The organism is Donghicola mangrovi (assembly GCF_013377535.1).
GTDB lineage: Bacteria > Pseudomonadota > Alphaproteobacteria > Rhodobacterales > Rhodobacteraceae > Donghicola > Donghicola mangrovi.
On sequence record NZ_JABCJE010000001.1, the window covers coordinates 230596 to 253379 of the forward strand.

A 22784-nucleotide genomic window follows, 5' to 3' on the forward strand; every position below is an offset into this window, starting at 1 on the left:
AAGGGGAGAGGTGACACATGGTGCAATCCGGATTTCCTGTACGCGTTCCACTGGTGACAGAACCAATGGGAGTATGGAAGAGCCTGCAGACCATGCGTCGCAACGTTCTGGAGACGTTGCCCGAAATTTCGACGCGCCAGCCGATGGTGTCGGGGCGGACGGGCAAACGCTGGCACATGGTGATGGACCCGGACGCCCTGAATCACATGCTGCGGGACCGCCTGCCCGACTATCCGAAATCCGACGTGACCAAGGATATCCTGCGCCCCGCCATCGGCGAGAGCCTGTTCATTGCCGAGGGGCAGGAATGGCACTGGCAGCGGCGGACGGCGGCGCCTTCGTTTTCGCTGCGGAACGTGACGGCGCTGGCCCCCGTGATGTCCGCCGCCGCCGAGCGCTGTGTGCAGCGGCTGGATGCGGTGGGCGGTCTGCGCGCCGTTAACATGTACGACGAGATGGTGCAGACCACGTTCGAGGTGATCTCGGACGTGACGTTCTCGGGTCAGGAGGGGTTCGACCGCGATATCGTGCACGCCGCGCTCGAGGCCTATATCCAGAGCACGGCCAAGATGTCGCTGGGAGACCTGCTGGGGTTGCCGTCGTGGGTGCCGCGCCTGAACCGCCTCAGGAATGGCGATGCGCTCAAGACCATGCAGCGGGTCGCGGACGGGGCCATTCAAGCGCGCCGCCAATCGGGAACCAAGGGCGTGCCCGACCTGCTGGACCTGCTGCTGGCCGGAGAGGACCCCGAGTCGGGTCGTCGGATGACCACCGAAGAGCTGCGTGACAACCTACTGACCTTTATCGTGGCGGGGCACGAGACGACCGCCCTGTCCCTGAGTTGGGCGCTGTATCTGGTGGCGAACGATCCGCGGGTTCAGGACATCGCCTGCGCCGAGGCCCGCTCCGTTCTGGGGGACCGCGTCGCCACCGCCGAGGACATCCCCCACCTGCCCTACATCCGCCAGATCGTCGACGAGGCGCTGCGCCTCTATCCGCCGGCCGCGCTGGTGTCGCGCACCGCCCTGAAGGACGACCGGCTCTGCGGGCGCGAGGTCAAGGCCGGAGATACGGTGATGATCCCGATTTATGCATTACACCGTAACTACCTGCTTTGGGACGAACCGGACAGCTTCCGCCCCGAGCGATTCGCGGACCGCAAAGCGATTCGGCGATATGCATATCTGCCTTTCGGGGACGGACCCCGAATCTGCATCGGCGCGAGTTTCGCTTTGACAGAGGCGGTGATCATACTTGCCTCAATTTTGACCAAATATCGGTTCGATCCGGTCGCAGGGAAAGTCCCGAAACCGGTTATGATTCTTACACTACGGCCCGACGGAGGGGTTTGGCTGATGCCCAAAGCGTCGAAACCCCATCAACTATAGCGTGCAAAGTCATTTGTTGGTGACGCAACGAAACCGGGTGTTGCACTTTTCGTGAGCAAAACGGTCTCAAGGCAAACTACCCACATGATATAAATAAATAAAATATAATGAAAAAATGGTAAGTCTTTATTAACTATTGTGCTTAACTATGGCGTTTTCTTGTTGCCAGCATACTTTTGATACTGTATGGTCTTAAGTATAGCTGAAGCACTTTTTAGTACGTTTCACTGGGGCTCCTCTGACTTCGTGAGTGGTGGTTGGAATTGGGAGCCCCAGTTATTATCTTCGCTATACTTTCCCATACACAGTCTCACGCGTAACAGTCCCGTAACGCACGCACTCTCCCTTGGGGAGAACGGTTTGCGATTTGCCACGTTCAGGAAATTTAAAAACACCGCGTGACCCACACGAAAAAAGCCGCCCCTTCAGGCGGCTTTTTCGTTTTTGCAGAGGGTCTGCGCGTTAGCCGCGCAGAGTTGCTCCGGTGGCTTTCTGGACCTTTTCGATGATCTTGGCGCTGATCGCTTCCAGATCCTTGTCGTTCAGGGTCGCTTCGGTCGGCTGCAGGCGCACGGTGATGGCAAGGCTCTTCTTGCCTTCTCCCAGCGAGCCGCCGATGAATTCGTCGAACACGCGGACCTCTTCGATCAGGGCCTTGTCGGCGCCTGCCGCTGCGTTCACCAGCGTCAGAGCCTCAACGTTCGCATCGACGACGAAGGCGAAGTCACGCTCGACCGCCTGCAGGTCGCTGACCTTGAGCGCAGGGCGGGTGGTTGCGGCCTTGCGGGGCAGCGGGATTTCGGCGGGCCAGATGGTGAAGGCCACGGCGGGGCCTTTGACATCCATCGCGTCCAGCACTTTGGGGTGCAGTTCGCCAAAGACCGCGAGAGTTTTCTTGGGACCAAGGCAGATGCGGCCCGAACGGCCCGGGTGGAACCATTCGGCGGTGTCGCGCATGATCTGGACCTTGGCGGGGGCGCCGATGGCCGACAGGATCGCCTCTACGTCCGCTTTGGCGTCGAACACGTCAACGGGGCGCGAGGACCCGTGGGTGTTCTTGGGGCCGGTGCGGCCGATCAGAACGCCGGTGATCTGAGTGTGCTGCTCGCCGGGCTCGCCGCCGTGGAAGGCAGGGCCGCATTCAAACAGGGCCAGATCGCCGAAGCCGCGTGCTTGGTTCCGGCTGGCCGCAGCCAAGAGGCCGGGCAGCAGGTCGGGGCGCATGTGGCTCATTTCCGAGGAGATCGGGTTTTCCAGACGGGTGGCATCGGTGCCGCCGCCGAACAGAGCCGCCTGCTTGCCGTCGATGAAGCTGTAGGTCACGCATTCGTTGTAGCCGAGGCTGGCAGCGGTGCGGCGACCGATGCTTTCGCGCTTTTGCATCGGGGTCAGGATCTGCTTGGGCAGCTCGTCCGAAGTGCGGCGCAGCGGCTTGCCGACCAGCTTGGTCAGCGAGGCGATGCGGGCGACTTCTTCGACCAGATCGGCCTCTCCCAGAACGTCGGGACGCCAGCTGGGAACGTGGGCCATGTCGCCTTCCATGACGAAGCCAAGGGCTTCGAGGGTGGCGCGCTGGGTTTCGGCGGGGATTTCCATGCCGACAAGGCTCTGGCACCGCTCGGTATCCAGTTTGTAGGCGCGGGAATGGTCGGGCAGTGCGCCAGCCATGACCACTTCGGACGCCTCGCCGCCGCAGAGATCAAGGATCATCTGGGTCGCGGCCTCAAGGCCTTCGGGGGTCCAAGCGGGATCGATGCCGCGCTCGAAACGGTAGCGGGCGTCGGAGTTGATCTTCAGACCACGGCCGGTCAGCGCGGTGCGGACGGTGTCAAAGAACGCAGCCTCGAGGAAGACATTCGTGGTCTCGTCGGTGCAGCCCGAGTGCAAGCCGCCCATGACGCCCGCGATGGATTCAACGCCGTTGTCGTCGCTGATCACGGTCATGCCGGGCTGCATGGTGTATTCTTTGTCGTCCAGAGCCACCAGCGTCTCGCCGCCCTGAGCCGCGTGAACGCGCAGGTTGCCAGCAACTTTGTCCGCGTCAAACACGTGCAGCGGGCGGTTGCGGTCATAGGTGAAGAAGTTGGTGATATCTACCAGAGCCGAAATCGGACGCAGGCCAATCGCCCGCAGCTGGGTTTGCAGCCATTCCGGCGAGGGGCCGTTTTTCACGCCTTTGATGACGCGGCCGTAGAACACGGGGCAACCGGCCAGCGCGTCATCGTCAATGCTGACGGTGATCGGGCTGGGGAAGGTACCAGCCACGGGGGTCACGGGCGCGGGCTTCAGCGTGCCAAGGCCGCGGGCCGCCAGATCCAGCGCGATGCCGCGCACGCCAAGGGCGTCGGGACGGTTGGGGGTGATGGCGATCTCGATCACGGGATCAACCTTGGCGGGGTCGTTTTCCGCCAGCCAGTCGGTGAACTTCTGACCAACCTCGCCCGAGGGCAGCTCGATGATGCCGTTATGCTCGTCCGACAGCTCCATCTCGCGCTCGGAGCACATCATGCCATAGCTTTCGATGCCACGGATTTTGCCGACGTTGATGGTGATGTCGATGCCGGGAACATAGGTGCCGGGCTTGGCGACCACGACGGTGATGCCAGCGCGGGCGTTCGGCGCGCCACAGATGATTTGCAGCTCGCCCTCGTCGGTGGCGACCTTGCAGACGTTCAGCTTGTCCGCATCGGGGTGCTTCTCGGCGGCCAGCACCTTGCCGATGGTAAAGGCACCCAGTTTCTCGGCAGGGTTTTCAACGCCTTCGACCTCGAGGCCCAGATCGGTCAGGGCATAGAGGATCTCGTCCAGAGTGGCCGAGGTATCGAGGTGTGACTTGAGCCAGGACAGGGTGAACTTCATCGCCGCGCGCCTTTATTTGTCAGGTTTCATTCGACGCACGGCATAGCCCATGGGGCGGCAGGGGGAAAGGGGTCTTAGGCCTCGTAAAGCTCGAGCGGCAGACCATCGGGATCGGCAAAGAAGGTAAAGAGCTTGCCGGTCAGGAAATCGGTGCGGATTTCCTCGACCGTGACGCCCGCATTTTCCAGTGCGCGCTTGGCGCTGCGCACGTCCGGCACGGTAAAGGCCAGATGGCGCAGGCCCTGCGCCTCGGGGTAGCTGGGGCGCGCGGGGGCATCCGGAAAGCTGAAAAGCTCGATCTGGCTGGTGCCCAGTTTCAGATCCAGCTTCCAGCTGTCGCGGGCCTCGCGGTAGGTTTCCTCGATGATGCGGGCCCCAAGGATATCGACGTAAAACGCCTTGGACCGCACATAATCACTGGCGATGATGGCTATGTGATGAAAGCCGGAAATCGAAAGGGTCACGGGGCGCTCCTGATTGGGTCAAGGCCACCAAGTCGCCCATCCCGAAGCGGTCCGTCAAGACCTCGACCAGTTCGAAGCGCCAGCAGACCAGCGGGGTGTCTTCGGTCCAAGCCTCGTGCCCGCCAAAATAGGCGACCAGATCGTCGAACCATTCTTCGCGGCTGGAAAATTCGCCGGTGGCGAGGGCAAACTCCTCGGTCACTTCGGTGGCGCTGTTGATGGTGACTTGGGTCACGCGGATCACCGCGCCGGGCTTTCTGCGCCCGTCTTTGACGATGAAATATTGCCCTGCGACGGGCAGACGGGCGGCCCCGTCATAGTCTCGCAACGCGCCGCAGCTGGCGGTTTTGCGACCCTGGACCACAAGCTCCAGAATGTCGTCGGCCATGCGTGGCCCGTTGCCGAAAGAAAAGGTGGTTGCGCCGCGATACTTGGCCTTCAGGTCGTCCAGCATGATTTCCCCCATGCACCAACACTTGAACACTCGAACACTTCTCGAGACAAACGCAGCAAATCCCGTGCCGGTTTCCAACCCTGCAAATGAAAAAGGGTAAGGCCTAGTGCCCTACCCCTTTAGTGACGTTACGTTACTAACATGTTACCGGCTAAGGCCCGCATGCAAGGTGGGCACATCCAGCGAAGCAAAGCCGTAATGGCGCAGCCAGCGCAGGTCAGATTCGAAGAACGCGCGCAGATCGGGGATGCCGTATTTCAGCATCGCCAGACGGTCGATCCCCAGACCGAACGCAAAGCCCTGCCACAGCGCGGGGTCGATCCCTGCGGCCTGCAGAACCTTGGGGTGGACCATGCCGGACCCGCCAGCTTCGAGCCAATCGTCGCCCTCACCCAGCTTCAGCTGGCCATCAACCCAAGAGCAACGGAAGTCGATCTCGGCCGAAGGTTCGGTGAAGGGGAAGTGCGAGGCGCGGAAACGGACCTCAACCTCGTCAACCTCGAAGAAGGCGGCGGCGAACTGCTCGAGCACCCACTTGAGGTTGGCCATCGAGATGTCCTTGTCGATCGCCAGACCTTCGATCTGGTGGAACATGGGGGTGTGGGTCTGGTCATAGTCGGAACGGTACACACGGCCGGGCGCGATGATGCGGCAGGGCGCGCCGTTCTTTTCCATGTGGCGGATCTGAACGGGGCTGGTGTGAGTGCGCAGCACGTGGGGCGGACGATCGTCGCCTTCGGCGCGGTGCGTGTAGAAGGTGTCCATCTCGGCGCGTGCGGGGTGATGGCCGGGGATGTTCAGCGCGTCAAAGTTATACCAGTCGCTCTCGATCTGCGGACCTTCGGCCACCGAGAAACCCATGTCGGCGAAGATCGCGGTGACTTCTTCCATCACCTGGCTGATCGGGTGGATCGAGCCCTGACGCTGGGGGCGAACCGGCAGAGTCACGTCCAGCCACTCAGCCTTCAGACGTTCCTCGAGCGCGGCATCGGCCAGAGCGGCCTTCTTGGCGGTCAGGGCTGCGTTGATCTCGTCCTTCAGAGCATTCAGCGCGGGGCCCGCGACCTGACGCTCTTCGGGGGTCATTTTGCCAAGCTCGCGCATTTTCAGGCTGATCTCGCCCTTTTTGCCAACAGCGGCCAGGCGGACCTCTTCGATGGTGGCTTCGTCGCCAGCGGCCGCGATGGCCTCGATATATTTCGCGCGCAGATCGTCCATGACACCCTCCTTGGCTTTGGGCGCTTGCTACCACAAGCGGGACGGGACGCAAGAGTTAGGAGAGAATTGCGAGGGCTTCGGGGTGTGGAGACTTGAGTATTTAAGGCAAAAAGAAGCGCTAACAGAGTTTTAATAATTCTTGGAAATACTCACGTCACGGTACAGGCTGGAGAGCCGATGACCGTGCAAGAAGAAGCCGCCCTGTCAGTTGTGCCTTTTGCGAAAAGGAAGCCACAACCTGGCAGGGCGCATTTTTGACTTCTTTTTGCTAAAAATACTCAAATCCCACATTCGCCAGTAGAACAAGCTACTGGCCCTCCGGGCGCTCCGTTTCCACAAACGAAAAACGCGGGCCCGAAGGACCCGCGATTCAATTCCGAAGTCTCGTGAAACGAGATTAGGCTGCCAGAGCGCCTTTGGCCTGGTCCACGATCGCGCCGAAGGCTGCGGGCTCGTGTACGGCCAGATCTGCCAGAACCTTACGGTCGACTGCGATACCTGCCTTGTTCAGGCCGTTGATGAAGGCCGAATAGGTCAGGGCTGCGTCGTGTGCACGGACTGCTGCGTTGATACGCTGGATCCACAGTGCACGGAAATTACGCTTACGCGCCTTACGGTCACGGGTTGCGTACTGGTTGGCCTTGTCGACCGCCTGTGCTGCAACCTTGAAGGTGTTCTTGCGACGGCCGTAGTAGCCTTTTGCCGCTTTGATGATCTTCTTGTGACGGGCGTGGGTGACGGTACCACCTTTGACTCGGGACATTCCGTATTCTCCTTAGCGCGCGTAGGGCATGTATTTTTTCACGATTTTCTCGTCCGGAGCCGAGAGAGTCGTGGTACCACGGGCGGTACGGATGAATTTGGTGGTCCGTTTGATCATGCCGTGACGCTTGCCGGCCTGGCCGCAAACGATACGACCGTTGGCGGTCACTTTGAAGCGCTTCTTGGCGCTCGATTTTGTCTTCATCTTGGGCATTTCCGTCTCCTTCAATGCAGGTTCGGTCCGAACGCGACTCGGCATGCCACATTGGCCGGTCGCGCGGTTAGAGGGCGCCGTATAGACGGGAGCCCGATTTGGTGCAAGGGGGATTCTTAGTGAATATAACGCCCCATCACGGCGGCAAAGGCGCGGGGGACGTCCCCCAACTCGTACCCGCCCGGCTGCGTCTTGAGCGCATAGACCAGCGAGACACCGGAAATCACGATCGTCACCATCGCCACACGGGGCGAACGGCCGTCGATCATCGCGGAGACAATGCTAGGAAGGGCGAAGGCGCCAACGACGACGCCTACGACCAGTGCCAGATCTGTATCGATTCCCATTTACCCACTCGCAACTGTAAAAGTTGCTTAAGTGTTTATTCGGGATCGGTGTTAAAAATCAAACGCTCTTCGCAAGGGGCGACGCGCAGGATGTTCGTGGAGCCCGTCACATTGAAGGGAACGCCCGCGGTAACCACGATGTGGTCTTGCTCGGTGGCGTAGCCTTCGGAGCGGGCCGCGCGGACCGCCGAGACCACCGCCATCTTGAAGCGGTCGACCTCGTTGGTCTTGATCGGCTGGACGCCCCAGGACAGCGCCAGACGGCGTGCGGTGCGCAAGAGCGGGGTCAGCGCGATGATCGGAACCATGGGGCGCTCGCGCGAGGTGAGCTGCGCGGTGGTGCCGGTCTGGGTGAAGCACGAGATCGCTTTGATCTGCGCGGTTTCCGCGATTTCGCGGGCCGCTGCCACGATGCCGTGGGCGATGCCGGTGCCGCGCATGGGGGCGGTGCCGCCACGCGATGCGGTGATAACTTCGCGCCAGGTTGCGTCGCCTTCGACTTCGCGAGCCACGTTGTCCATGGTTTTCACGGCCTGCTCGGGGTACTGGCCCGCCGCAGATTCCGCCGACAGCATGATCGCGTCCGCGCCTTCGTAGATGGCGGTAGCAACGTCGGACACCTCGGCGCGGGTGGGCATCGGGCTGTCGATCATCGATTCCAGCATCTGGGTCGCAACGATCACCGGCTTGGCAGCCGCGCGGCACTTGCGGACAAGGCGCTTCTGGATCGGGGGCACGTTCTGGACGGGCAGTTCGACGCCAAGGTCACCGCGGGCCACCATGATACCGTCGGACGCATCGAGGATTTCCTCGAAGGATTTGACGGCCGAGGGCTTCTCGATCTTGGACAGAACGGCGGCGCGGCCCTGCACCAGTTCGCGGGCTTCCCACACGTCTTTGGCGCGCTGGACAAAGGACAGAGCGATCCAGTCCACACCCAGCGTACAAGCCAGTTCCAGATCGCCGCGGTCTTTTTCGGACAGCGCAGCAAGGGGCAGAACCACGTCGGGGACGTTCACGCCCTTGCGGTTCGAGATGGTGCCGCCGGTGATGACTTCGCAGTCAGCCGAATCGCGGTCGCAGCTTTCGACGCGCAGACGGATCTTGCCGTCGTTGACCAGCAGGTGCGCGCCCGGCTCGAGGGCGGCGAAAATTTCGGGGTGCGGCAGGCACACGCGGTCGATGGTGCCTTCGGTGGTGTCCAGATCCAGACGGAACTTTGCGCCTTCGACCAACTCCTCCGAGCCGTTGGCAAACACACCTACACGCAGTTTGGGGCCCTGAAGGTCTGCCAGAATGGCAATCGGGCTGCCCAGGTCTTCTTCGACCTGACGGATGATCTTGTGCCGCTCGGCAATCTCTTCGTGGCTGCCGTGGCTCATGTTCAGACGGAACACGTCTGCGCCTGCCTCGTGCAGCTTGCGGATCATCGCATAATCGTTCGAGGCCGGTCCAAGGGTGGCCACGATTTTCACATTACGGTGGCGTCTCATATTACAGCCCTCCTCCTAAACGGTATAAACCGGCAAGTTCTATGTTATCGCTAACGTCAGCCGCGTTATGCCCTAACACGAACGCTGGGGCAACAGCTTGCTTCGGCAATATGCATGATAGATCGGAATGATGCCCCTTGACCCATTGGCGCAGGCAGACCAGCTAAGGAGCACCTGCCGGAAGAGGAGCACACCCATGTCACAGATCGATGAACAGACCCGCACAGAGCTGGAAGCCGCAGCATTCCGCCGCCTGCTGGAGCACCTGAACGAGCGCACCGACGTGCAGAACATCGATATGATGAACCTGACCGGCTTTTGCCGCAACTGCCTGTCGCGCTGGTACCAAGAGGCCGCGACCGCCCGTGGCATCGAGATGACCAAAGAAGAGGGCCGCGTTGCCGTCTACGGGATGCCCTATGACGAGTGGAAGGCGAAACACCAGACCGAGGCGAACGCCGACCAGCTGGCCGCGTTCGAGGTCAACAAGCCCGCAGACGCTGGCTAACCCCATCAAAAAAGGCGCCGAGGTTTCCCTGCGGCGCCTTTTGTTTTCTTAGCCGTTGGCCTGCTGGGGCATGTCGTCGGTGCCCGTGGCGGCCTCGTAGGCGGCAAGCGCCTCGGTCAGGCGCTCGATTTCTTCGTCGCGGGCGTTCGCTTCGGCCAGCATTTCCTCGAAGCGCTCTTCGATCTTGCTGGCGTCGGTTTCCAGTTCGGCGCGCAGATCCTCGAGGTCCGCTTCCAGCAGGGCAATGCGTTCGTCCCGCTGCAGGATCAGCTGGGAATATTCCTCGGGCATATCCTCGGGCATTTCGGCCAGCGTTTCCTCGCCCGCGCCGGCACCGGCCATGGGCACACCCACACCAGCGGCGGTCGCGATGGCGCGCAGGTCGTTCAGCTCGCCCTCTTGGGCGAAAAGCTGTGCCTGAGTGGCGTCGAGCTGTTTGCGCAGGCCCATCAGTTCGTTCTTCGCAGCCGCCAGCGACTGATCGAGCGAGAAGCTGGCCTCGGTCGATTTTTTGCGTCCGAAAATAAAGGCACCCGCGATCAAGCCGACCAGAGCCGCCAGAGCCAGAAGCACCCACATCTCGGCAATCAGAAAATTCCAGTTCTGGAACATCATTCATTTACTCCATCAACAAAGGGAGACCACGTGACCGTGGTGCGCCGGTTGGCGGCGCGGCCCTCTTCGGTATCATTTGTTTCAATCGGGTCGGTTTCGCCAAAGCCGCGGGCGACCAGATGGTCGGTCAGGACACCGCGCGCAATCAGCGCGGCGCGGACGGCGGTGGCGCGGGCTTCGCTGAGTGCACGGTTCGCGGCGGCATCGCCCACCGAATCCGTATGCCCGCCGATTTCGGCCCGCAGGGCGCCTTCGGTCACGCACAGAGCGGCGACAGAGGCCATTTCATTGACCACACGCACGGCCTTGGCATCGAGACGCGCCTCGCCGGTGACAAAGGTGATCGGGCTGCGCGACAGAGCCTCGTTCATGTGGGCGGCGCATTTCTCGGGGGTGGCGGTGAACGACACGAACGGCAGCCAATAGCCTGCCCGCGCGGTTTCCTTGGCCCCTGTGGCGGCGTTGGTGCGCAGGCTGCCATCCGCGGGTTTCGCGGTGCTGACCATCATGGACACCGGCTGACCCAAAGCTTCGGTCAGCGCGGCAGAGACCAGTTCCGCGTCCACGCCCGCACCGACCATGCCGGTGACGGCCAGCTCATCGCCCTTGCGGGTCAGGGTCAGGTGCTCGAACTCGGGCAGCCATTCGGCAAAGGGCGCAATGCGGTCGGTGTGACCGTCAGCGGTGCCCAAGAGGCCCGTGCGCGCGTCGCCGGTATGGGCGACAAAGTTCAGCGCCCCCGCCAGTTGTTCAACGGTCAAGCCAGCGGGCAGCTTGCCATCGATGCGAAGGCCGGTGTTGGCGTCGAACACCACGGAATATTCGGGCGGCGTGCCGTCATCCAGATAATCGAGGGTCAGCTTCTGCTGATACCCTTGGGGCAGTTTGACCAAAGCAGCCTCGATCGCGGCGCCCGCTTCGGGGGTAGAGGCGATGCCGGTCAGGGTCAGCTGGCGCCCTTCGATGCGCAGCTCGCCCTCTTGCAAGAGGCGGGTGGCGTGCAAACCAGTCAGGGCAGCGTCCCCCCAACCTTCGGGCGCACCGGCCCCAAGGGCCAAGGCTGCGGCCCCTGCCCCCAGTGTTTCCTGAAGCTGTGCGCGCACCGCGTCCGAGGGCACGTGCCCTTCGGCGACAAAGGCACCATCCTGCCAGCGCGCACCCATATCAAAGGGCGCGATCTGCGGCAGAACCGTCCAATCGGCGCGAACCTCGCGCAGACCGGGGATGCTGTTATAGGCGGCCAGCAGGGTTTCCGCCTCGGCGGGGCCATCGACCGTGCCGGTCAGGGTAATGTCCCGACCCGACACCTGCACGTCCACATTGTGGACCGGCACCACATCCAGCGCCTTGGCACTGGCTGCAATCTTGCCCTCAATCAGTCCGGCCTGATGCGTGGTAGCCCACCAGCCCAATCCGCCAACACCTGCCAGCAAAATGACCGCACCCGTAATCGTGCGCATCAATAACCTCCACAAAATCAATTTCGGGGGCGTTGTGGCCCCACGCGCGAATCAACGCAAGTACTCATACGAAAACGCCTGCATCCTTTACAGGACACAGGCGTAAACATTCGGCATAGTGATCCGGATCAGATCGCGGTTTTGCGGCTTTCTTCCAGATAAATTTCGCGCAGGCGGGCTGCGATGGGGCCAACCTGACCGGTTCCGACCGCTTCGCCGTCGATTTTGGTGACCGGCAGAACAAAGGTGGTCGCAGAGGTCACGAATGCCTCATCGGCCGCTTTGGCCTCTTCGATGGTAAAGGGACGCTCTTCGATCTTGATCTGGGCTTCGGCGGCGAAACGCAGAACCGCAGCGCGGGTGATGCCGTGCAGGATCTCGTTGCCGAGGTTACGGGTGATGATCACGCCGTCCTTGACGATATAGGCGTTGTTCGAGGTGCCTTCGGTCACGAAACCGTCCTCGACCAGCCATGCGTCGTCAGCGCCCTGCGCCTTGGCCGCCATCTTGCCCATCGAGGGGTAGAGCAACTGGACAGTCTTGATGTCGCGGCGGCCCCAACGGATATCGGGCAGCGAAATCACAGAGATACCGGTTTTCGCGGCGGGGCTGTTCACGGCCTGCTTTTTCTGGGTGAACAGAACCAGAGTGGGCTCTGCATCCTTGGGGTAGGCAAAGTCACGGTCGGCGGCGCCACGGGTCACCTGCAGATAGACCAGACCTTCTTCGACCTCGTTCACTTCGACCAGCTTGCGGTGGATCGCCAGCAGCTCTTCTTCGGTGACGGGGTGCTTCATTTCCAGCTCGTTCAGCGAGCGGGCCAGACGCTTGGCGTGACCGTCGAAATCGATCAGCTTGCCATCCAGAACGGTGGTCACCTCATAGACGCCGTCCGCCATCAGGAAACCGCGGTCAAAGATCGAAACCTTGGCTTCGGTTTCCGGCAGGTATTCGCCGTTTACATAGACGGTGCGGGTCATGTCAGGTCTTCTCCTAATCAGTCGCGGGGCCATCAGCCCCAAAGAGCGGCCACAGGCGGATGCACACCATCGGCATCGTAGTGCAGCGGGTTGTCACGGTCTTCGGCCAGAAGCAGCGGCGCGTCAAGGTCCACCACCTGCACGCCCCGCGCCACAACTGTCGCAGGGGCCATCGCAAGCGAGCTGCCGATCATGCAGCCGACCATGATGCCAAAGCCCATCTCTTCGGCGGCTTTGCGCAGGGCCAGCGCCTCGGTCAGGCCGCCGGTCTTGTCCAGCTTGATGTTGATGATGTCGTACTTGCCGACCAGTTTCGACAGGCTGGCGCGGTCATGGCAGCTTTCGTCGGCGCACAGGGGCACAGGGCGATCCATACCGATCAGCGCGTCATCGTCCCCTGCGGGCAAAGGCTGCTCGACCATTTCAACACCCAGACGCACCAGATGGGGGGCAAGCTCGGCGTAAACCGGTGCGCTCCAGCCCTCGTTGGCATCGACGATGATGCGGGCCTCGGGGGCACCGCGGCGCACGGCCTCAAGGCGGGGCATATCCTCGGGGGTGCCTAGCTTGATCTTCAGCAGGGGCCGGAACGCGTTCTTGCGCGCCTGCTCTTCCATTTCTTCGGGCGAAGCCAAGGACAAGGTATACGCGGTGATCTCCGCCCCCGGCGCGGGCACACCGGCCAAGTCCCAAACGCGGCGGCGGGCCTTCTTGGCCTCCCAGTCCCACAGAGCGCAGTCCACCGCATTGCGCGCCGCACCTGCGGGCAGGGCAAATTGAAGCGCCTTGCGATCAATGTCCTGCGGCAGGCCTGCGATCTGCTGGGACACGCTGTCCATGGTCTCGCCATAGCGGGCGTAGGGCACACACTCGCCATAGCCGGTCACGCCATCCCGCGTCACCGCCACCGAGATCACATGGGCCTCGGTCCGGCTGCCACGGGAAATGGTGAACACCTGAGCCAGACGGAAGCTCTCGCGACGAACGATCAGGGACATGCCCGCTCCTTCTTTTTGCTTTAAATACTCAAAATAACGGGCGCACCCACAGGGCACGCCCGTCAAAGGTCAGTGATTACAGTGCCGCAAGCGCGTCTGCCAGACGGTCCGCGCTGTGACGATAGGGATCAACCGCGGGCAAGCCCATCTCTGCCTCGACCGCCGCCAGATAAGCTTCGGCCTCGGCATCGCCCATGTGCTGGGTGTTGACCGAAATTCCGACGATCTTGACGTCCGCATTCGCCACCTGCGCCAGCGGCAGAACCATGTCACGCAGCTGCTGTAGAGTGGGCACGCTGTATTCGGGCAGGCCACGCAAGTGGGTGCGGGTCGGCTCGTGGCACAGAACCAGCGCATCCGCCTGACCGCCGTGGATCAGCGCCAGAGTCACGCCCGAATAGGACACGTGGAACAGGCTGCCCTGCCCTTCGATGATGTCCCAGTGATCCGCGTCGTTGTCGGGGGTCAGCCATTCCACCGCGCCCGCCATAAAGTCCGCAACCACCGCGTCCAGCGGCACGCCGTTGCCGGTGATCAGGATGCCGGTCTGACCGGTCGCGCGGAAGGTGCTCTTCATCCCCTTGCGGCGCATCGCTTCGTCCAGCGCCAGCGCGGTGTACATCTTGCCGACCGAGCAATCGGTGCCCACGGCCAGCACGCGCTTGCCGGTGCGTTTCTTGCCGTTCGCGATGGGGTAGTCGACCTCGGGGACGCGCACATCGTGCAGCTCGCGGCCGCAGGCTTCGGCCACGGCGACCAGATCGGGCTCCTCGCGCAGCAGGTTGTGCAGGCCGGAGGCCAGATCAAAGCCCTCTTCCAGCGCGGCGACCAGAACCTTTTTCCACGCGGGGCTGATGATGCCGCCACGGTTCGCCACACCAACGACCAAGGTTTTGGCACCTGCGGCCTTGGCCTCTTCCAGAGTCATGTCGGTCAGGCCCAGATCGGCCTTGCAGCCTTCCATACGGAACTGGCCTACGGCATTCTCGGGGCGCCAGTCCTTGATGCCCTGTGCGACTTTAGCAGCAAGCTGGTCGGGCGCGTCGCCCAAAAACAGAAGATAGGGGGTCTTGATCATGGCAGGTCATCCTTTTGCTTGGGTTCAGGATGATCGGTCTGCGATAAGATTTCATACGAATTTTGCGACCCAAATCGTGCAACGGCGAAGTTCCTTCGCAAAATTGTGACATTTGCCGAATTTTTTCTCTGCATATGTTCCGGGGTTCGAAGCACCCACCCGCTGCAGTGCCGCGTGATGCCGCATCTGCGAAAAGAGGCTTGCGATTGATCGGGTAATTTAATACCCATTCCGACGAGCAATTTGAAACATCATTACCGAAAGGCAGAGCCGATGAGCTTTCGCATCCAGCCCCAAGCGCCCGCACGCCCGAACCGCTGCCAGCTGTTCGGCCCCGGCTCGCGCCCCGCACTGTTCGAGAAAATGGCCGCCAGCGCCGCGGACGTAATCAACCTCGACCTCGAGGATTCGGTGGCCCCCACCGACAAGGACGCGGCCCGTGCCAACATCATCGCGGCGATCAGCGACGTGGATTGGGGCAACAAGACCCTTTCGGTGCGGATCAACGGTCTGGACACCCCCTACTGGTACCGCGATGTGGTCGACCTGATGGAACAGGCCGGCGAGCGTCTGGACCAGATCATGATCCCCAAAGTGGGCTGCGCTGCTGACATCTACGCCGTAGACGCGCTGGTCACCGCGATCGAAACCGCGAAGGGCCGCACCAAGAAGATCAACTTTGAAGTCATCATCGAATCGGCTGCGGGCATCGCCCATGTCGAAGAGATCGCGGCCTCGTCGCCCCGTCTGGTGGCCATGAGCCTTGGCGCGGCAGACTTTGCAGCGTCGATGGGCATGGCGACCACCGGCATCGGCGGCACTCAGGAAAACTACTACATGCTGCGCGAAGGCGCGAAGTACTGGTCGGATCCGTGGCATTGGGCGCAGGCGGCGATCGTTGCGGCGTGCCGCACCCATGGCGTTCTGCCCGTGGACGGCCCGTTCGGCGACTTCAGCGATGACGAAGGCTACCGCGCACAGGCGCTGCGTTCGGCGACCCTGGGCATGGTTGGCAAGTGGGCGATCCACCCCAAGCAGATCGCACTGGCGAACGAAGTCTTCACCCCGTCGGAAGCGGCTGTAACCGAAGCGCGCGAAATTCTGGCGGCGATGGAACAGGCCAAGGCCAACGGCGAAGGCGCAACCGTCTACAAAGGCCGTCTGGTGGACATCGCGTCGATCAAGCAGGCCGAAGTGATCGTGCGCCAGTCGGAAATGATCGCGAACAGCTGATCCCAAGGCGGGGGCTCTGCCCCCGGACCCCCGGGGGTATTTGGACCAAGATGAAGGGGCTGCGGGTTTTCTGCAGCCCCTTTTCGTTTTAGCTGGCGAGGGGCGCGCAGATCAGGGTCTGCAACTCCTCGGGAGCTGTGGTGGTGGGGTCGTTCAGGTAGACCTCGTAGGAGGGCGCAGCGGCGCGGGTGCGGCCTGATTTGGGAAGCCACTCGGCCATCAGGAACTGGTAGACGGGGCGCAAACCTTCGTACGGGCCGGTGTAAAGGAGTTCGGCATGGGGGCCGGACGGCAGCAGCAGAATTTCGAGGCCATCGGGCGCCGTGAACCCTTCGTCAACCAGAAGGCCCGCAAAGCTGCGCAGGTCTGCGGCGGGCACCAGTTCGGGGTTATCCCACGCCACGCCGACCGCGCACTTGATCTGCGGCCAGAGGTTTGCGGCGCTGATGATGCCCGCCACCTTTTGGTAGACGCTGCCCATTTCGGGATAGGGGCCGCGATGGTGCAGTCCGGTCAGTGTCAGGGTCGGCCTTTCGGTAATCTGGACATCGTACATGCAATTTCTCCCTGAAAAGCTGTGTTCTATGATGTCAGCATAGCCCTGAAACAGAGCCGTGACGCCCGAAAACAAGGGCGAATTGGCTCTTTGCTCTATCCCGATTGCATCTGCGGCAGACTGACGCCATATAGCGGTCAAGCAAAGGAGCGTTGGATGACCCATTATCTCGACTTTGAAAAACCGCTGGCAGAAATCGAAGGCAAGGCCGAAGAGCTGCGCGCTATCGCCCGCCAGAGCGAGGAGATGGACGTCGAAGACGAGGCCAAGGCACTGGACCGCAAGGCGGAAACCCTGCTCAAGGACCTGTATTCCAGCCTGACCCCCTGGCGCAAATGTCAGGTCGCGCGGCATCCCAACCGCCCGCATTGTCAGGACTATATCGACGCCCTGTTCACCGAATTCACCCCGCTGGCCGGTGACCGGAACTTTGCCGATGACCACGCGGTCATGGGCGGCATGGCGCGTTTCAACGGCATTCCCGTGGTCGTCATCGGTCAGGAAAAGGGTCACGACACCAAAACCCGCATCGAGCGGAACTTTGGCATGGCCCGCCCCGAAGGCTACCGCAAGGCGATTCGCCTGATGGAACTGGCGCACAAGTTCAACATGCCCGTGGTGACGCTGGTCGACACCCCCGGTGCCTATCCCGGCAAAGGCGCAGAAGAGCGCGGACAGTCCGAAGCGATCGCCCGCTCGACCGAGAAATGCCTGCAGATCGGTGTGCCGATTGTGTCGGTCGTGATCGGCGAAGGCGGCTCCGGCGGCGCAGTGGCGTTTGCCACCGCAGACCGCGTCGCGATGTTGGAACACTCGGTCTACTCGGTCATTTCGCCCGAAGGCTGCGCCTCGATCCTGTGGAAGGACGCCGAGAAGATGCGCGAAGCCGCCGAAGCGCTGCGCCTGACCGCTCAGGACCTCTACAAACTGGGCATCTGCGACCGCATCATCACCGAGCCCATGGGCGGCGCACACCGCGACCGCAAGCACACCATCGCGTCGGTTGGCCGCTGCATCGAACAAATGCTCGGCGACCTCAAGGATCTGAAGTCCAAAGATCTGGTTGCCAAGCGCCGCAAGAAATTCCTCGACATGGGGTCCAAGGGTCTGGCGGCGTAAACCGCCCTCCCCTTCATCTTGGTAAAAATACCCAAAACAAAAGCGGAGGCAGCGCCTCCGCTTTTTCTTTGCGCCTCAGCTGGCCAAGAGGCGCAGGCCGTGGGTCACATCGGACCGGACCGCCAGCCGCAAGCCCGGCTCGTCCCCGGCCTTTAGCGCCGCAATAATATGGCGGTGGTGGATCGGCGGCTCGGTCCGGTTCAGTCGCCCATAAAGCGCCCGCATGGTCGGCCCCAGTTGCAGCCAGACCGTTTCCGTCATCGCCAGCATCGCGGGTGCTTGGGCGCGCAGATAGAGCGTCCGGTGGAACTCCAAGTTCGTGCGGATATAGCCGACCGCATCGTGTTTCTTGACGCTCAGACTGACGTTGGCGTGGATGCTTTCCAGCCGGTCAATCAGCGCCATATGGGCCCGCGGCAACGCACGGGAGGCCAGCTCGACCTCCAGAAGGGCACGCAGGGCGGCCAGTTCCTCGATCCGGTCGTTGGACAGCTCGGGGGTCGCCACACGACCCGAGGCGCTCAGGGTCAGGGCCCCTTCGGCAACTAGGCGGCGCAGGGCCTCTCGGGCGGGGGTCATCGAAACGCCGAATTCCTTGCCGATCCCGCGCAGGGTCAGGGCTTCGCCGGGGCGCAGCTCTCCGTGCATGATTCGGGTCCGGAGCATCCGGTATGTGCGGTCGTGGGCAGCCAAGGGGGTGCCGGACTCGGGGGTTCTGGAAGATGGCGTCAACATGACCTGCGATGTGATCACAAATTTCGCGCAGGTCAATCCTCGAAGCGTATGGCGTGCAATTTTGCGCCATCACGCCGCAGCCATTCGCGCTGATCGGCACAGGGGCCATAGATGCGCTCGACCGTGGCCCAGAAGGCCGGCGAGTGATCCATGTGCTGAAGGTGCGCAACCTCGTGGGCGGCGACGTAATCCAGCACATCGCGTGGCGCCATGATCAGCCGCCAAGAGAACATGAGCTTGCCGTCATGGGTGCACGACCCCCAGCGCGACCGGGTGTCTTTGAGCAGGATCGCGCTATAGGCCCTGTCCAGCCGACCTGCATAGTGATGGGCTGCTTCGGCGAAGCGGGACCGGGCCTTTTCCCGAAGAAACCCCTTGAGCCGCGCCCCCGCATTGGCCCCGCCCCGCGGCAGGCCGATCTCGTTATCGCTCAGGATCACGCGGGCGCCGTCGATGGCGGTCAAGCGGCGGGGACGCCCCTCGAACGGGATAACGCTGCCAATCTCGATTCCCTGCAAGGGCACGTGTTCGGACAGCTGTTTGCGGATCCAGCCTTCTTTCTCGCGGACAAAGGCCATGCCCTCGCGCTCGGACGCGGAGGAGGGCAAAGTCAGGGTGACACGTCCGTCCAGCCGCGACACCCGCAGGGTAAAACGCCGCGCTCGCGCAGATCTGCGCAGAACGACGGGCACTGGGGGGTTGCCAGAAAGGATATGTTGTCCCATATGCGCGCTCCAAGTGGTGTCTTTATTAGCCTTTGACACCCGTTCGACCTTATGGCAGGGGTCTTCGACCGCCTGCAAGCATCAGACCAGCGAAAGGGATCTTTCATGCCCAAAGAAGAATGGGGCGTAAAGCGCGTATGCCCGACCACCGGCAAACGCTTCTACGACCTGAACAAGAACCCGATCGTCAGCCCCTACACCGGCGAGATCGTGAACATCGAAACAGCCAAGCGTAACTCGTTCATCAATGAAGATGCCGAGGCCCGCAAGCTGAAGGCCAAGTCGATCGACGACGAGGATGATGTGGTTCTCGATGATGACGACGACACCAGCGACATGGATCTGGATGATGATCTGCTCGACGACGAGGATGACGATAACGTCTCGCTCGACGATCTGGCTGATGTCGCTGCGGACGACGACGAATAATATAAAAAATTGCGGGGGCGTGTTTTTTTGCGCTTGCACTCCCCCGCACGCCTCTCTAATTAGCGCAACACGCACCGCACGGTGCACCTGAATGGGGCCATAGCTCAGCTGGGAGAGCGCTTGCATGGCATGCAAGAGGTCAGGGGTTCGATCCCCCTTGGCTCCACCAAATCCTCAAAACAATTGATGATTTCTTTCACCTGCGGGTGAATGCCGTTCGGCTTGTTTATCCCGTATGGTTTTCCGGGCAGGTTGATCGGGCCGCTTAAATACCCCCCTGATATTCTGTTCATCCCTGTTTCAGTTCAGATAAAATGCGTTGGCCGGTCTGACCCATGCCTTGCGCGCAAGCATTTCAGGCCCGAGGGGCTGTTTTTTTCTGCGTGTGCGCAATGGATTTGAACCACTGGTTAAACCCAAGCTATCCGGTTACGCGGTCTACCCTAACGGATCGGCCATTTTGCGCCGCTTCATCCACGCAAAACCTTTTCCCATAGAAAGCTCGAAAACATCTCGTGCAGATGTGAATTTCGGAAAACGCTGGTATGACGACTGTTAAGTTCGGCAAAGACCCCAGCAACAGCCTTATTTTATTGGATTGCCTATAAATAGTTTTGCGAGTTAACGGCGAAAAATAGGCGTCATACGCACAACGCCCAAGACTCCGTCGGAATTTAATTGAAAGTAGGGATTTATTTTTTCTGGAAATAGGACAATATTCCCTATATTCAGCTTTCACACTCTAAGAATGTTTTCCGTACAACAACGGATGGGGACTAAGAAAATGGATATCGATCTGAATTCTCTCGACTTGAGCGAACTCAAGAAACTGCAGAAAGACGTTGATAAGGCAATCAACGAATACCAGGACCGCCGCATCACCGAAGCGCGCACCAAACTGGAAGCAGAAGCACGCGCAATGGGCTTTTCACTTGCAGAGTTGCTGGATGGCAAGAAAAAAGCAGCTGCAGCCAAATCGCCACCGCGCTACCGTCACCCCGAAGATTCGTCGGTCACCTGGACCGGCCGTGGCCGCAAGCCCGCGTGGGTGATCGAGCACATCGAGTCCGGCAAACAGATGGAAGATCTGGAGATCTGATGGAAAAGGCGCCCAAGGGCGCCTTTCTTTTTAGCCAAAGACCTTACGTAGCGGCAGCGTGGCCACGAACAGGCCCGCTGCCGTTGCGACAATGGACGGCCCCGTCGGCGTATCCAGCCAGTAGGAGCCCGCCAGACCGCCGCACATGGCCAGAATGCCCACACCCACCGCAATCAGAGCCATCGCCTCTGGTGTGCGGGAAACCGAGCGTGCGCTGGCCGAGGGCAACAGCAACATCGCCGAGATCAGCAATGCGCCCACAACCTTGATCGCAATGGCTACGGTCAGCGCTAATGCCAGTGTCAGCAATAGCTGTTCACGGCGTGGCGAAATTCCGGCAGCGGTTGCCAATTCGGGATTTAGGGTAGAGGTCAGCAAATATTGCCATCGCCAAAATAGAAGCGCCAAAACCAGCGCCGCCCCTGTGTAAATAATCACCAGATCAGATGCGCCAACGGCGAGAATATCCCCGAATAGCAGGGTTGAGACGTCGACCCGCACCCCTTGGACAAAACTGATCGCCACCAATCCGACGGCCAAAGCGGAATGGGACAGTACCCCTAGGGTGGTATCCATTCCATGCCCTCGGGCGGCAATCGCTGAAACGGCCAAGCCCATTCCCAATGCCACGATCAGTGTACCAAAGGTCAGCGGCATTCCAAGGATCATCGCAATTGCGACCCCCAAAACAGCCGCATGGGCCGTGGCATCCCCGAAATAGGCCATCCGCCGCCAGACCACAAAGCAGCCCAATGGCCCCGAAGCAATTGCGACCCCAATCCCCGCCAAAAGAGCGCGCAAAATAAATTGATCAATCATGGCAGCACCCGTTTTCGTCGTGGATATGGTCGTGGTGGTGTTCGTAAATTGCCAAAGCACTAGAGTCACTTACACCAAACAGCGCTTGGTATTCCGGCGCGTTGCGAACGACGCTCGGGGTGCCCTGACAGCAAATGTGGCCGTTCAGGCAAATCACCCGATCAGAGGCCCTCATCACCACATGCAAATCGTGGCTAACCAGTAAAACCGCACAACCGATTTCCTGACGGACTTGCTCGATCAATTCATAAAAGGCGTTGATTCCGGGGTGATCCAATCCTTGGGTCGGTTCATCCAGAATTAGGATATCGGGCCGTGACAGCAGTGCCCGCGCCAACAACACACGCTGGAATTGCCCGCCAGACAGATCAACCATTTGGCGATCAGCTAGGCCTTCAACTCCGGTTCTGGTTAGCGCCTGCAACGCCACGTCGTCGCTGATCCGCACCGGCAGGGACAGAAAGCGGCGGACGGTCATCGGCAGGCTGGCGTCGATCGACAGCTTTTGGGGCACGTAGCCGATGCGTAATCCCTTGGCGCGGCGGATGCGCCCGCTCGAAGGTGGCAGGACCCCCAACAGGGCGCGAATCAGCGTCGATTTCCCCGATCCGTTCGGGCCGATCACGGTGACAATCTCGCCCTTTTCGATCTGGAAATTCACGTCGCGCAGCACCGCTGCGGCACCGTGGGTGACCGACATATCCTCGGCGGTGATCAGCATGCGCTGTCTCCTTTGGCGCAGGCCGGACAGGTGCCCAGAACCTCGATATTCACGCGCTCGACGGCGAAACCGTGGGCGCTGGCCGCAACCTCGACCGCTGAGCGGACGGGGGCTGCGGGGGCCTCGGCCACTGCCTCGCAGGACTGGCAGATCAGGAACAAGGGGCTGTGCGCCTCGCCGGGATGCATGCAGGCGGCAAAGGCGTTCAGTCGGTTGATCCGATGCGCGAGCCCATGCTCCACTAGGAATTCCAGCGCCCGATAGGCCACGGGTGGCTGGTTCCCGAAGCCGTCCGCAGCCAGCCGGTCCAGCACCTCATAGGCGCCCATCGCGCGGTGTTCGGAGACCAGAATTTCCAGCGTCCGGCGGCGCACGGCGGTCAGGCGCAGCCCCTCTCGGGCGACCATCTGTTCGGCGTAATGCAGCACGTCATGGGTGCAGGTGTCATGATTGTGTTCATGAAAAGCGGGCGACGGGTCGGACATTGCAATCCTGACTATTGTTATATTA

General features: G+C 61.3%; 25 protein-coding genes and 1 tRNA gene. 7 read left to right on the top strand and 19 right to left on the bottom strand.

Going from position 1 to position 22784, the window contains the following annotated elements; translation table 11 throughout:
* The first annotated feature begins 65 nt into the window (after positions 1-65).
* Positions 66-1388 (top strand): cytochrome P450, encoded by a 1323-nt coding sequence (locus HJ536_RS01230; protein ID WP_177156400.1) that lies wholly within the window; start codon positions 66-68, stop codon positions 1386-1388.
* A 462-nt stretch (positions 1389-1850) separates the two neighbouring features.
* On the opposite strand, the gene pheT is transcribed toward HJ536_RS01230, so the two are convergent.
* From pheT to pyk, 8 genes are all read right to left on the bottom strand, one after another.
* Positions 1851-4247 carry a phenylalanine--tRNA ligase subunit beta gene (gene pheT, locus HJ536_RS01235; RefSeq protein WP_177156401.1) on the bottom strand — a complete coding sequence of 799 codons (2397 nt, stop codon included), beginning with the start codon at positions 4245-4247 and terminating at the stop codon, positions 1851-1853.
* A gap of 74 nt (positions 4248-4321) precedes the next feature.
* Entirely contained in the window at positions 4322-4711 is a 390-nt protein-coding gene (gloA2, locus tag HJ536_RS01240) for an SMU1112c/YaeR family gloxylase I-like metalloprotein (RefSeq protein WP_177156402.1), read from the bottom strand.
* Entirely contained in the window at positions 4662-5165 is a 504-nt protein-coding gene (locus tag HJ536_RS01245) for an ASCH domain-containing protein (protein WP_177156403.1), read from the bottom strand. The genes gloA2 and HJ536_RS01245 overlap by 50 nt, the downstream gene beginning before the upstream one ends.
* Before the next feature lie 144 nt (positions 5166-5309).
* Positions 5310-6383, bottom strand: a complete 1074-nt coding sequence (gene pheS, locus HJ536_RS01250) for a phenylalanine--tRNA ligase subunit alpha (RefSeq protein ID WP_176852828.1) — start codon at positions 6381-6383, stop codon at positions 5310-5312.
* A gap of 397 nt (positions 6384-6780) precedes the next feature.
* Positions 6781-7146, bottom strand: coding sequence for a 50S ribosomal protein L20 (gene rplT, locus HJ536_RS01255; protein WP_176852827.1), 366 nt, complete (start codon positions 7144-7146; stop codon positions 6781-6783).
* 12 nt (positions 7147-7158) lie between these two features.
* Positions 7159-7359: a 50S ribosomal protein L35 gene (gene rpmI, locus HJ536_RS01260; RefSeq protein WP_106262681.1), complete on the bottom strand. Its 201-nt coding sequence runs from the start codon at positions 7357-7359 to the stop codon at positions 7159-7161.
* Between the two features lie 116 nt (positions 7360-7475).
* The gene (locus tag HJ536_RS01265; protein WP_194245016.1) at positions 7476-7706 is read right to left on the bottom strand and encodes a hypothetical protein; all 231 of its coding nucleotides are present in this window, start codon (positions 7704-7706) and stop codon (positions 7476-7478) included.
* 35 nt (positions 7707-7741) lie between these two features.
* Positions 7742-9199, bottom strand: a complete 1458-nt coding sequence (gene pyk, locus HJ536_RS01270; RefSeq protein ID WP_176852826.1) for a pyruvate kinase — start codon at positions 9197-9199, stop codon at positions 7742-7744.
* Positions 9200-9404: 205 nt separating this feature from the next.
* Between pyk and HJ536_RS01275 the strand changes: the two genes are divergently transcribed.
* Positions 9405-9707 (top strand): DUF1244 domain-containing protein, encoded by a 303-nt coding sequence (locus HJ536_RS01275; protein WP_338081961.1) that lies wholly within the window; start codon positions 9405-9407, stop codon positions 9705-9707.
* Positions 9708-9755: 48 nt separating this feature from the next.
* On the opposite strand, the gene HJ536_RS01280 is transcribed toward HJ536_RS01275, so the two are convergent.
* The 5 genes from HJ536_RS01280 to dgcN form a co-directional block, all read right to left on the bottom strand.
* A complete protein-coding gene (locus HJ536_RS01280; RefSeq protein WP_176852824.1) occupies positions 9756-10322 on the bottom strand; it encodes a hypothetical protein in 567 nt (188 codons plus the stop codon).
* Positions 10319-11782 carry an OmpA family protein gene (locus HJ536_RS01285; RefSeq protein ID WP_177156404.1) on the bottom strand — a complete coding sequence of 488 codons (1464 nt, stop codon included), beginning with the start codon at positions 11780-11782 and terminating at the stop codon, positions 10319-10321. The genes HJ536_RS01280 and HJ536_RS01285 overlap by 4 nt, the downstream gene beginning before the upstream one ends.
* 128 nt (positions 11783-11910) lie before the next feature.
* Complete coding sequence (locus HJ536_RS01290; protein ID WP_177156405.1) at positions 11911-12762, bottom strand: D-amino-acid transaminase; 852 nt, start codon at positions 12760-12762, stop codon at positions 11911-11913.
* A 32-nt stretch (positions 12763-12794) separates the two neighbouring features.
* Positions 12795-13760, bottom strand: coding sequence for an N-acetyl-D-Glu racemase DgcA (gene dgcA, locus HJ536_RS01295; protein ID WP_177156406.1), 966 nt, complete (start codon positions 13758-13760; stop codon positions 12795-12797).
* Between the two features lie 76 nt (positions 13761-13836).
* Positions 13837-14838, bottom strand: a complete 1002-nt coding sequence (dgcN, locus tag HJ536_RS01300) for an N-acetyltransferase DgcN (protein WP_177156407.1) — start codon at positions 14836-14838, stop codon at positions 13837-13839.
* A 273-nt stretch (positions 14839-15111) separates the two neighbouring features.
* Here dgcN and HJ536_RS01305 point away from each other — a divergent pair, with 273 nt between their 5' ends.
* On the top strand, positions 15112-16071 hold the full coding sequence (locus HJ536_RS01305; RefSeq protein ID WP_176852819.1) for an L-malyl-CoA/beta-methylmalyl-CoA lyase: 960 nt from the start codon (positions 15112-15114) through the stop codon (positions 16069-16071).
* A gap of 88 nt (positions 16072-16159) precedes the next feature.
* Here the strand turns inward: HJ536_RS01305 and HJ536_RS01310 are convergent, their stop codons facing one another.
* The gene (locus tag HJ536_RS01310) at positions 16160-16627 is read right to left on the bottom strand and encodes an AraC family transcriptional regulator (RefSeq protein ID WP_177156408.1); all 468 of its coding nucleotides are present in this window, start codon (positions 16625-16627) and stop codon (positions 16160-16162) included.
* 156 nt (positions 16628-16783) lie between these two features.
* Here HJ536_RS01310 and HJ536_RS01315 point away from each other — a divergent pair, with 156 nt between their 5' ends.
* Positions 16784-17746, top strand: a complete 963-nt coding sequence (locus tag HJ536_RS01315) for an acetyl-CoA carboxylase carboxyltransferase subunit alpha (RefSeq protein ID WP_177156409.1) — start codon at positions 16784-16786, stop codon at positions 17744-17746.
* A gap of 75 nt (positions 17747-17821) precedes the next feature.
* Here the strand turns inward: HJ536_RS01315 and HJ536_RS01320 are convergent, their stop codons facing one another.
* Both HJ536_RS01320 and HJ536_RS01325 read right to left on the bottom strand, forming a co-directional pair.
* Positions 17822-18481, bottom strand: a complete 660-nt coding sequence (locus HJ536_RS01320; RefSeq protein WP_176852816.1) for a GntR family transcriptional regulator — start codon at positions 18479-18481, stop codon at positions 17822-17824.
* A gap of 32 nt (positions 18482-18513) precedes the next feature.
* Positions 18514-19206 (bottom strand): M48 family metallopeptidase, encoded by a 693-nt coding sequence (locus HJ536_RS01325; protein WP_177156410.1) that lies wholly within the window; start codon positions 19204-19206, stop codon positions 18514-18516.
* Between the two features lie 105 nt (positions 19207-19311).
* Here HJ536_RS01325 and HJ536_RS01330 point away from each other — a divergent pair, with 105 nt between their 5' ends.
* The 3 genes from HJ536_RS01330 (at position 19312) to HJ536_RS01340 (ending at position 20734) form a co-directional block, all read left to right on the top strand.
* Entirely contained in the window at positions 19312-19635 is a 324-nt protein-coding gene (locus tag HJ536_RS01330; protein WP_177156411.1) for a TIGR02300 family protein, read from the top strand.
* 93 nt (positions 19636-19728) lie between these two features.
* Positions 19729-19804, top strand: a tRNA-Ala gene (locus HJ536_RS01335).
* A 615-nt stretch (positions 19805-20419) separates the two neighbouring features.
* Positions 20420-20734 (top strand): H-NS histone family protein, encoded by a 315-nt coding sequence (locus HJ536_RS01340; protein ID WP_177156412.1) that lies wholly within the window; start codon positions 20420-20422, stop codon positions 20732-20734.
* A gap of 30 nt (positions 20735-20764) precedes the next feature.
* On the opposite strand, the gene HJ536_RS01345 is transcribed toward HJ536_RS01340, so the two are convergent.
* From HJ536_RS01345 to HJ536_RS01355, 3 genes are read right to left on the bottom strand one after another with little or no spacing between them, the layout of a single operon-like run.
* Positions 20765-21553 carry a metal ABC transporter permease gene (locus HJ536_RS01345; protein ID WP_177156413.1) on the bottom strand — a complete coding sequence of 263 codons (789 nt, stop codon included), beginning with the start codon at positions 21551-21553 and terminating at the stop codon, positions 20765-20767.
* Positions 21546-22274 carry a metal ABC transporter ATP-binding protein gene (locus HJ536_RS01350; protein WP_176852811.1) on the bottom strand — a complete coding sequence of 243 codons (729 nt, stop codon included), beginning with the start codon at positions 22272-22274 and terminating at the stop codon, positions 21546-21548. Before HJ536_RS01350 ends, HJ536_RS01345 begins: the two co-directional genes overlap by 8 nt.
* Positions 22268-22759 carry a Fur family transcriptional regulator gene (locus HJ536_RS01355; protein ID WP_177156414.1) on the bottom strand — a complete coding sequence of 164 codons (492 nt, stop codon included), beginning with the start codon at positions 22757-22759 and terminating at the stop codon, positions 22268-22270. The genes HJ536_RS01350 and HJ536_RS01355 overlap by 7 nt, the downstream gene beginning before the upstream one ends.
* Positions 22760-22784: the final 25 nt, after the last annotated feature.

Coding starts and splice junctions, on each gene's coding strand:
- pyk (WP_176852826.1), bottom strand. CDS start 9,199: ATGAGACGCCACCGTAATGTGAAAATCGTGGCCACCCTTGGACCGGCC.
- HJ536_RS01280 (WP_176852824.1), bottom strand. CDS start 10,322: ATGATGTTCCAGAACTGGAATTTTCTGATTGCCGAGATGTGGGTGCTT.
- HJ536_RS01350 (WP_176852811.1), bottom strand. CDS start 22,274: ATGCTGATCACCGCCGAGGATATGTCGGTCACCCACGGTGCCGCAGCG.
- HJ536_RS01310 (WP_177156408.1), bottom strand. CDS start 16,627: ATGTACGATGTCCAGATTACCGAAAGGCCGACCCTGACACTGACCGGA.
- HJ536_RS01325 (WP_177156410.1), bottom strand. CDS start 19,206: ATGGGACAACATATCCTTTCTGGCAACCCCCCAGTGCCCGTCGTTCTG.
- HJ536_RS01245 (WP_177156403.1), bottom strand. CDS start 5,165: ATGCTGGACGACCTGAAGGCCAAGTATCGCGGCGCAACCACCTTTTCT.
- dgcA (WP_177156406.1), bottom strand. CDS start 13,760: ATGTCCCTGATCGTTCGTCGCGAGAGCTTCCGTCTGGCTCAGGTGTTC.
- HJ536_RS01315 (WP_177156409.1), top strand. CDS start 16,784: ATGACCCATTATCTCGACTTTGAAAAACCGCTGGCAGAAATCGAAGGC.
- HJ536_RS01290 (WP_177156405.1), bottom strand. CDS start 12,762: ATGACCCGCACCGTCTATGTAAACGGCGAATACCTGCCGGAAACCGAA.
- HJ536_RS01355 (WP_177156414.1), bottom strand. CDS start 22,759: ATGTCCGACCCGTCGCCCGCTTTTCATGAACACAATCATGACACCTGC.
- pheS (WP_176852828.1), bottom strand. CDS start 6,383: ATGGACGATCTGCGCGCGAAATATATCGAGGCCATCGCGGCCGCTGGC.
- HJ536_RS01330 (WP_177156411.1), top strand. CDS start 19,312: ATGCCCAAAGAAGAATGGGGCGTAAAGCGCGTATGCCCGACCACCGGC.
- rplT (WP_176852827.1), bottom strand. CDS start 7,146: ATGTCCCGAGTCAAAGGTGGTACCGTCACCCACGCCCGTCACAAGAAG.
- rpmI (WP_106262681.1), bottom strand. CDS start 7,359: ATGCCCAAGATGAAGACAAAATCGAGCGCCAAGAAGCGCTTCAAAGTG.
- HJ536_RS01345 (WP_177156413.1), bottom strand. CDS start 21,553: ATGATTGATCAATTTATTTTGCGCGCTCTTTTGGCGGGGATTGGGGTC.
- HJ536_RS01230 (WP_177156400.1), top strand. CDS start 66: ATGGGAGTATGGAAGAGCCTGCAGACCATGCGTCGCAACGTTCTGGAG.
- HJ536_RS01305 (WP_176852819.1), top strand. CDS start 15,112: ATGAGCTTTCGCATCCAGCCCCAAGCGCCCGCACGCCCGAACCGCTGC.
- HJ536_RS01320 (WP_176852816.1), bottom strand. CDS start 18,481: ATGTTGACGCCATCTTCCAGAACCCCCGAGTCCGGCACCCCCTTGGCT.
- HJ536_RS01340 (WP_177156412.1), top strand. CDS start 20,420: ATGGATATCGATCTGAATTCTCTCGACTTGAGCGAACTCAAGAAACTG.
- pheT (WP_177156401.1), bottom strand. CDS start 4,247: ATGAAGTTCACCCTGTCCTGGCTCAAGTCACACCTCGATACCTCGGCC.
- dgcN (WP_177156407.1), bottom strand. CDS start 14,838: ATGATCAAGACCCCCTATCTTCTGTTTTTGGGCGACGCGCCCGACCAG.
- HJ536_RS01265 (WP_194245016.1), bottom strand. CDS start 7,706: ATGGGAATCGATACAGATCTGGCACTGGTCGTAGGCGTCGTCGTTGGC.
- HJ536_RS01285 (WP_177156404.1), bottom strand. CDS start 11,782: ATGCGCACGATTACGGGTGCGGTCATTTTGCTGGCAGGTGTTGGCGGA.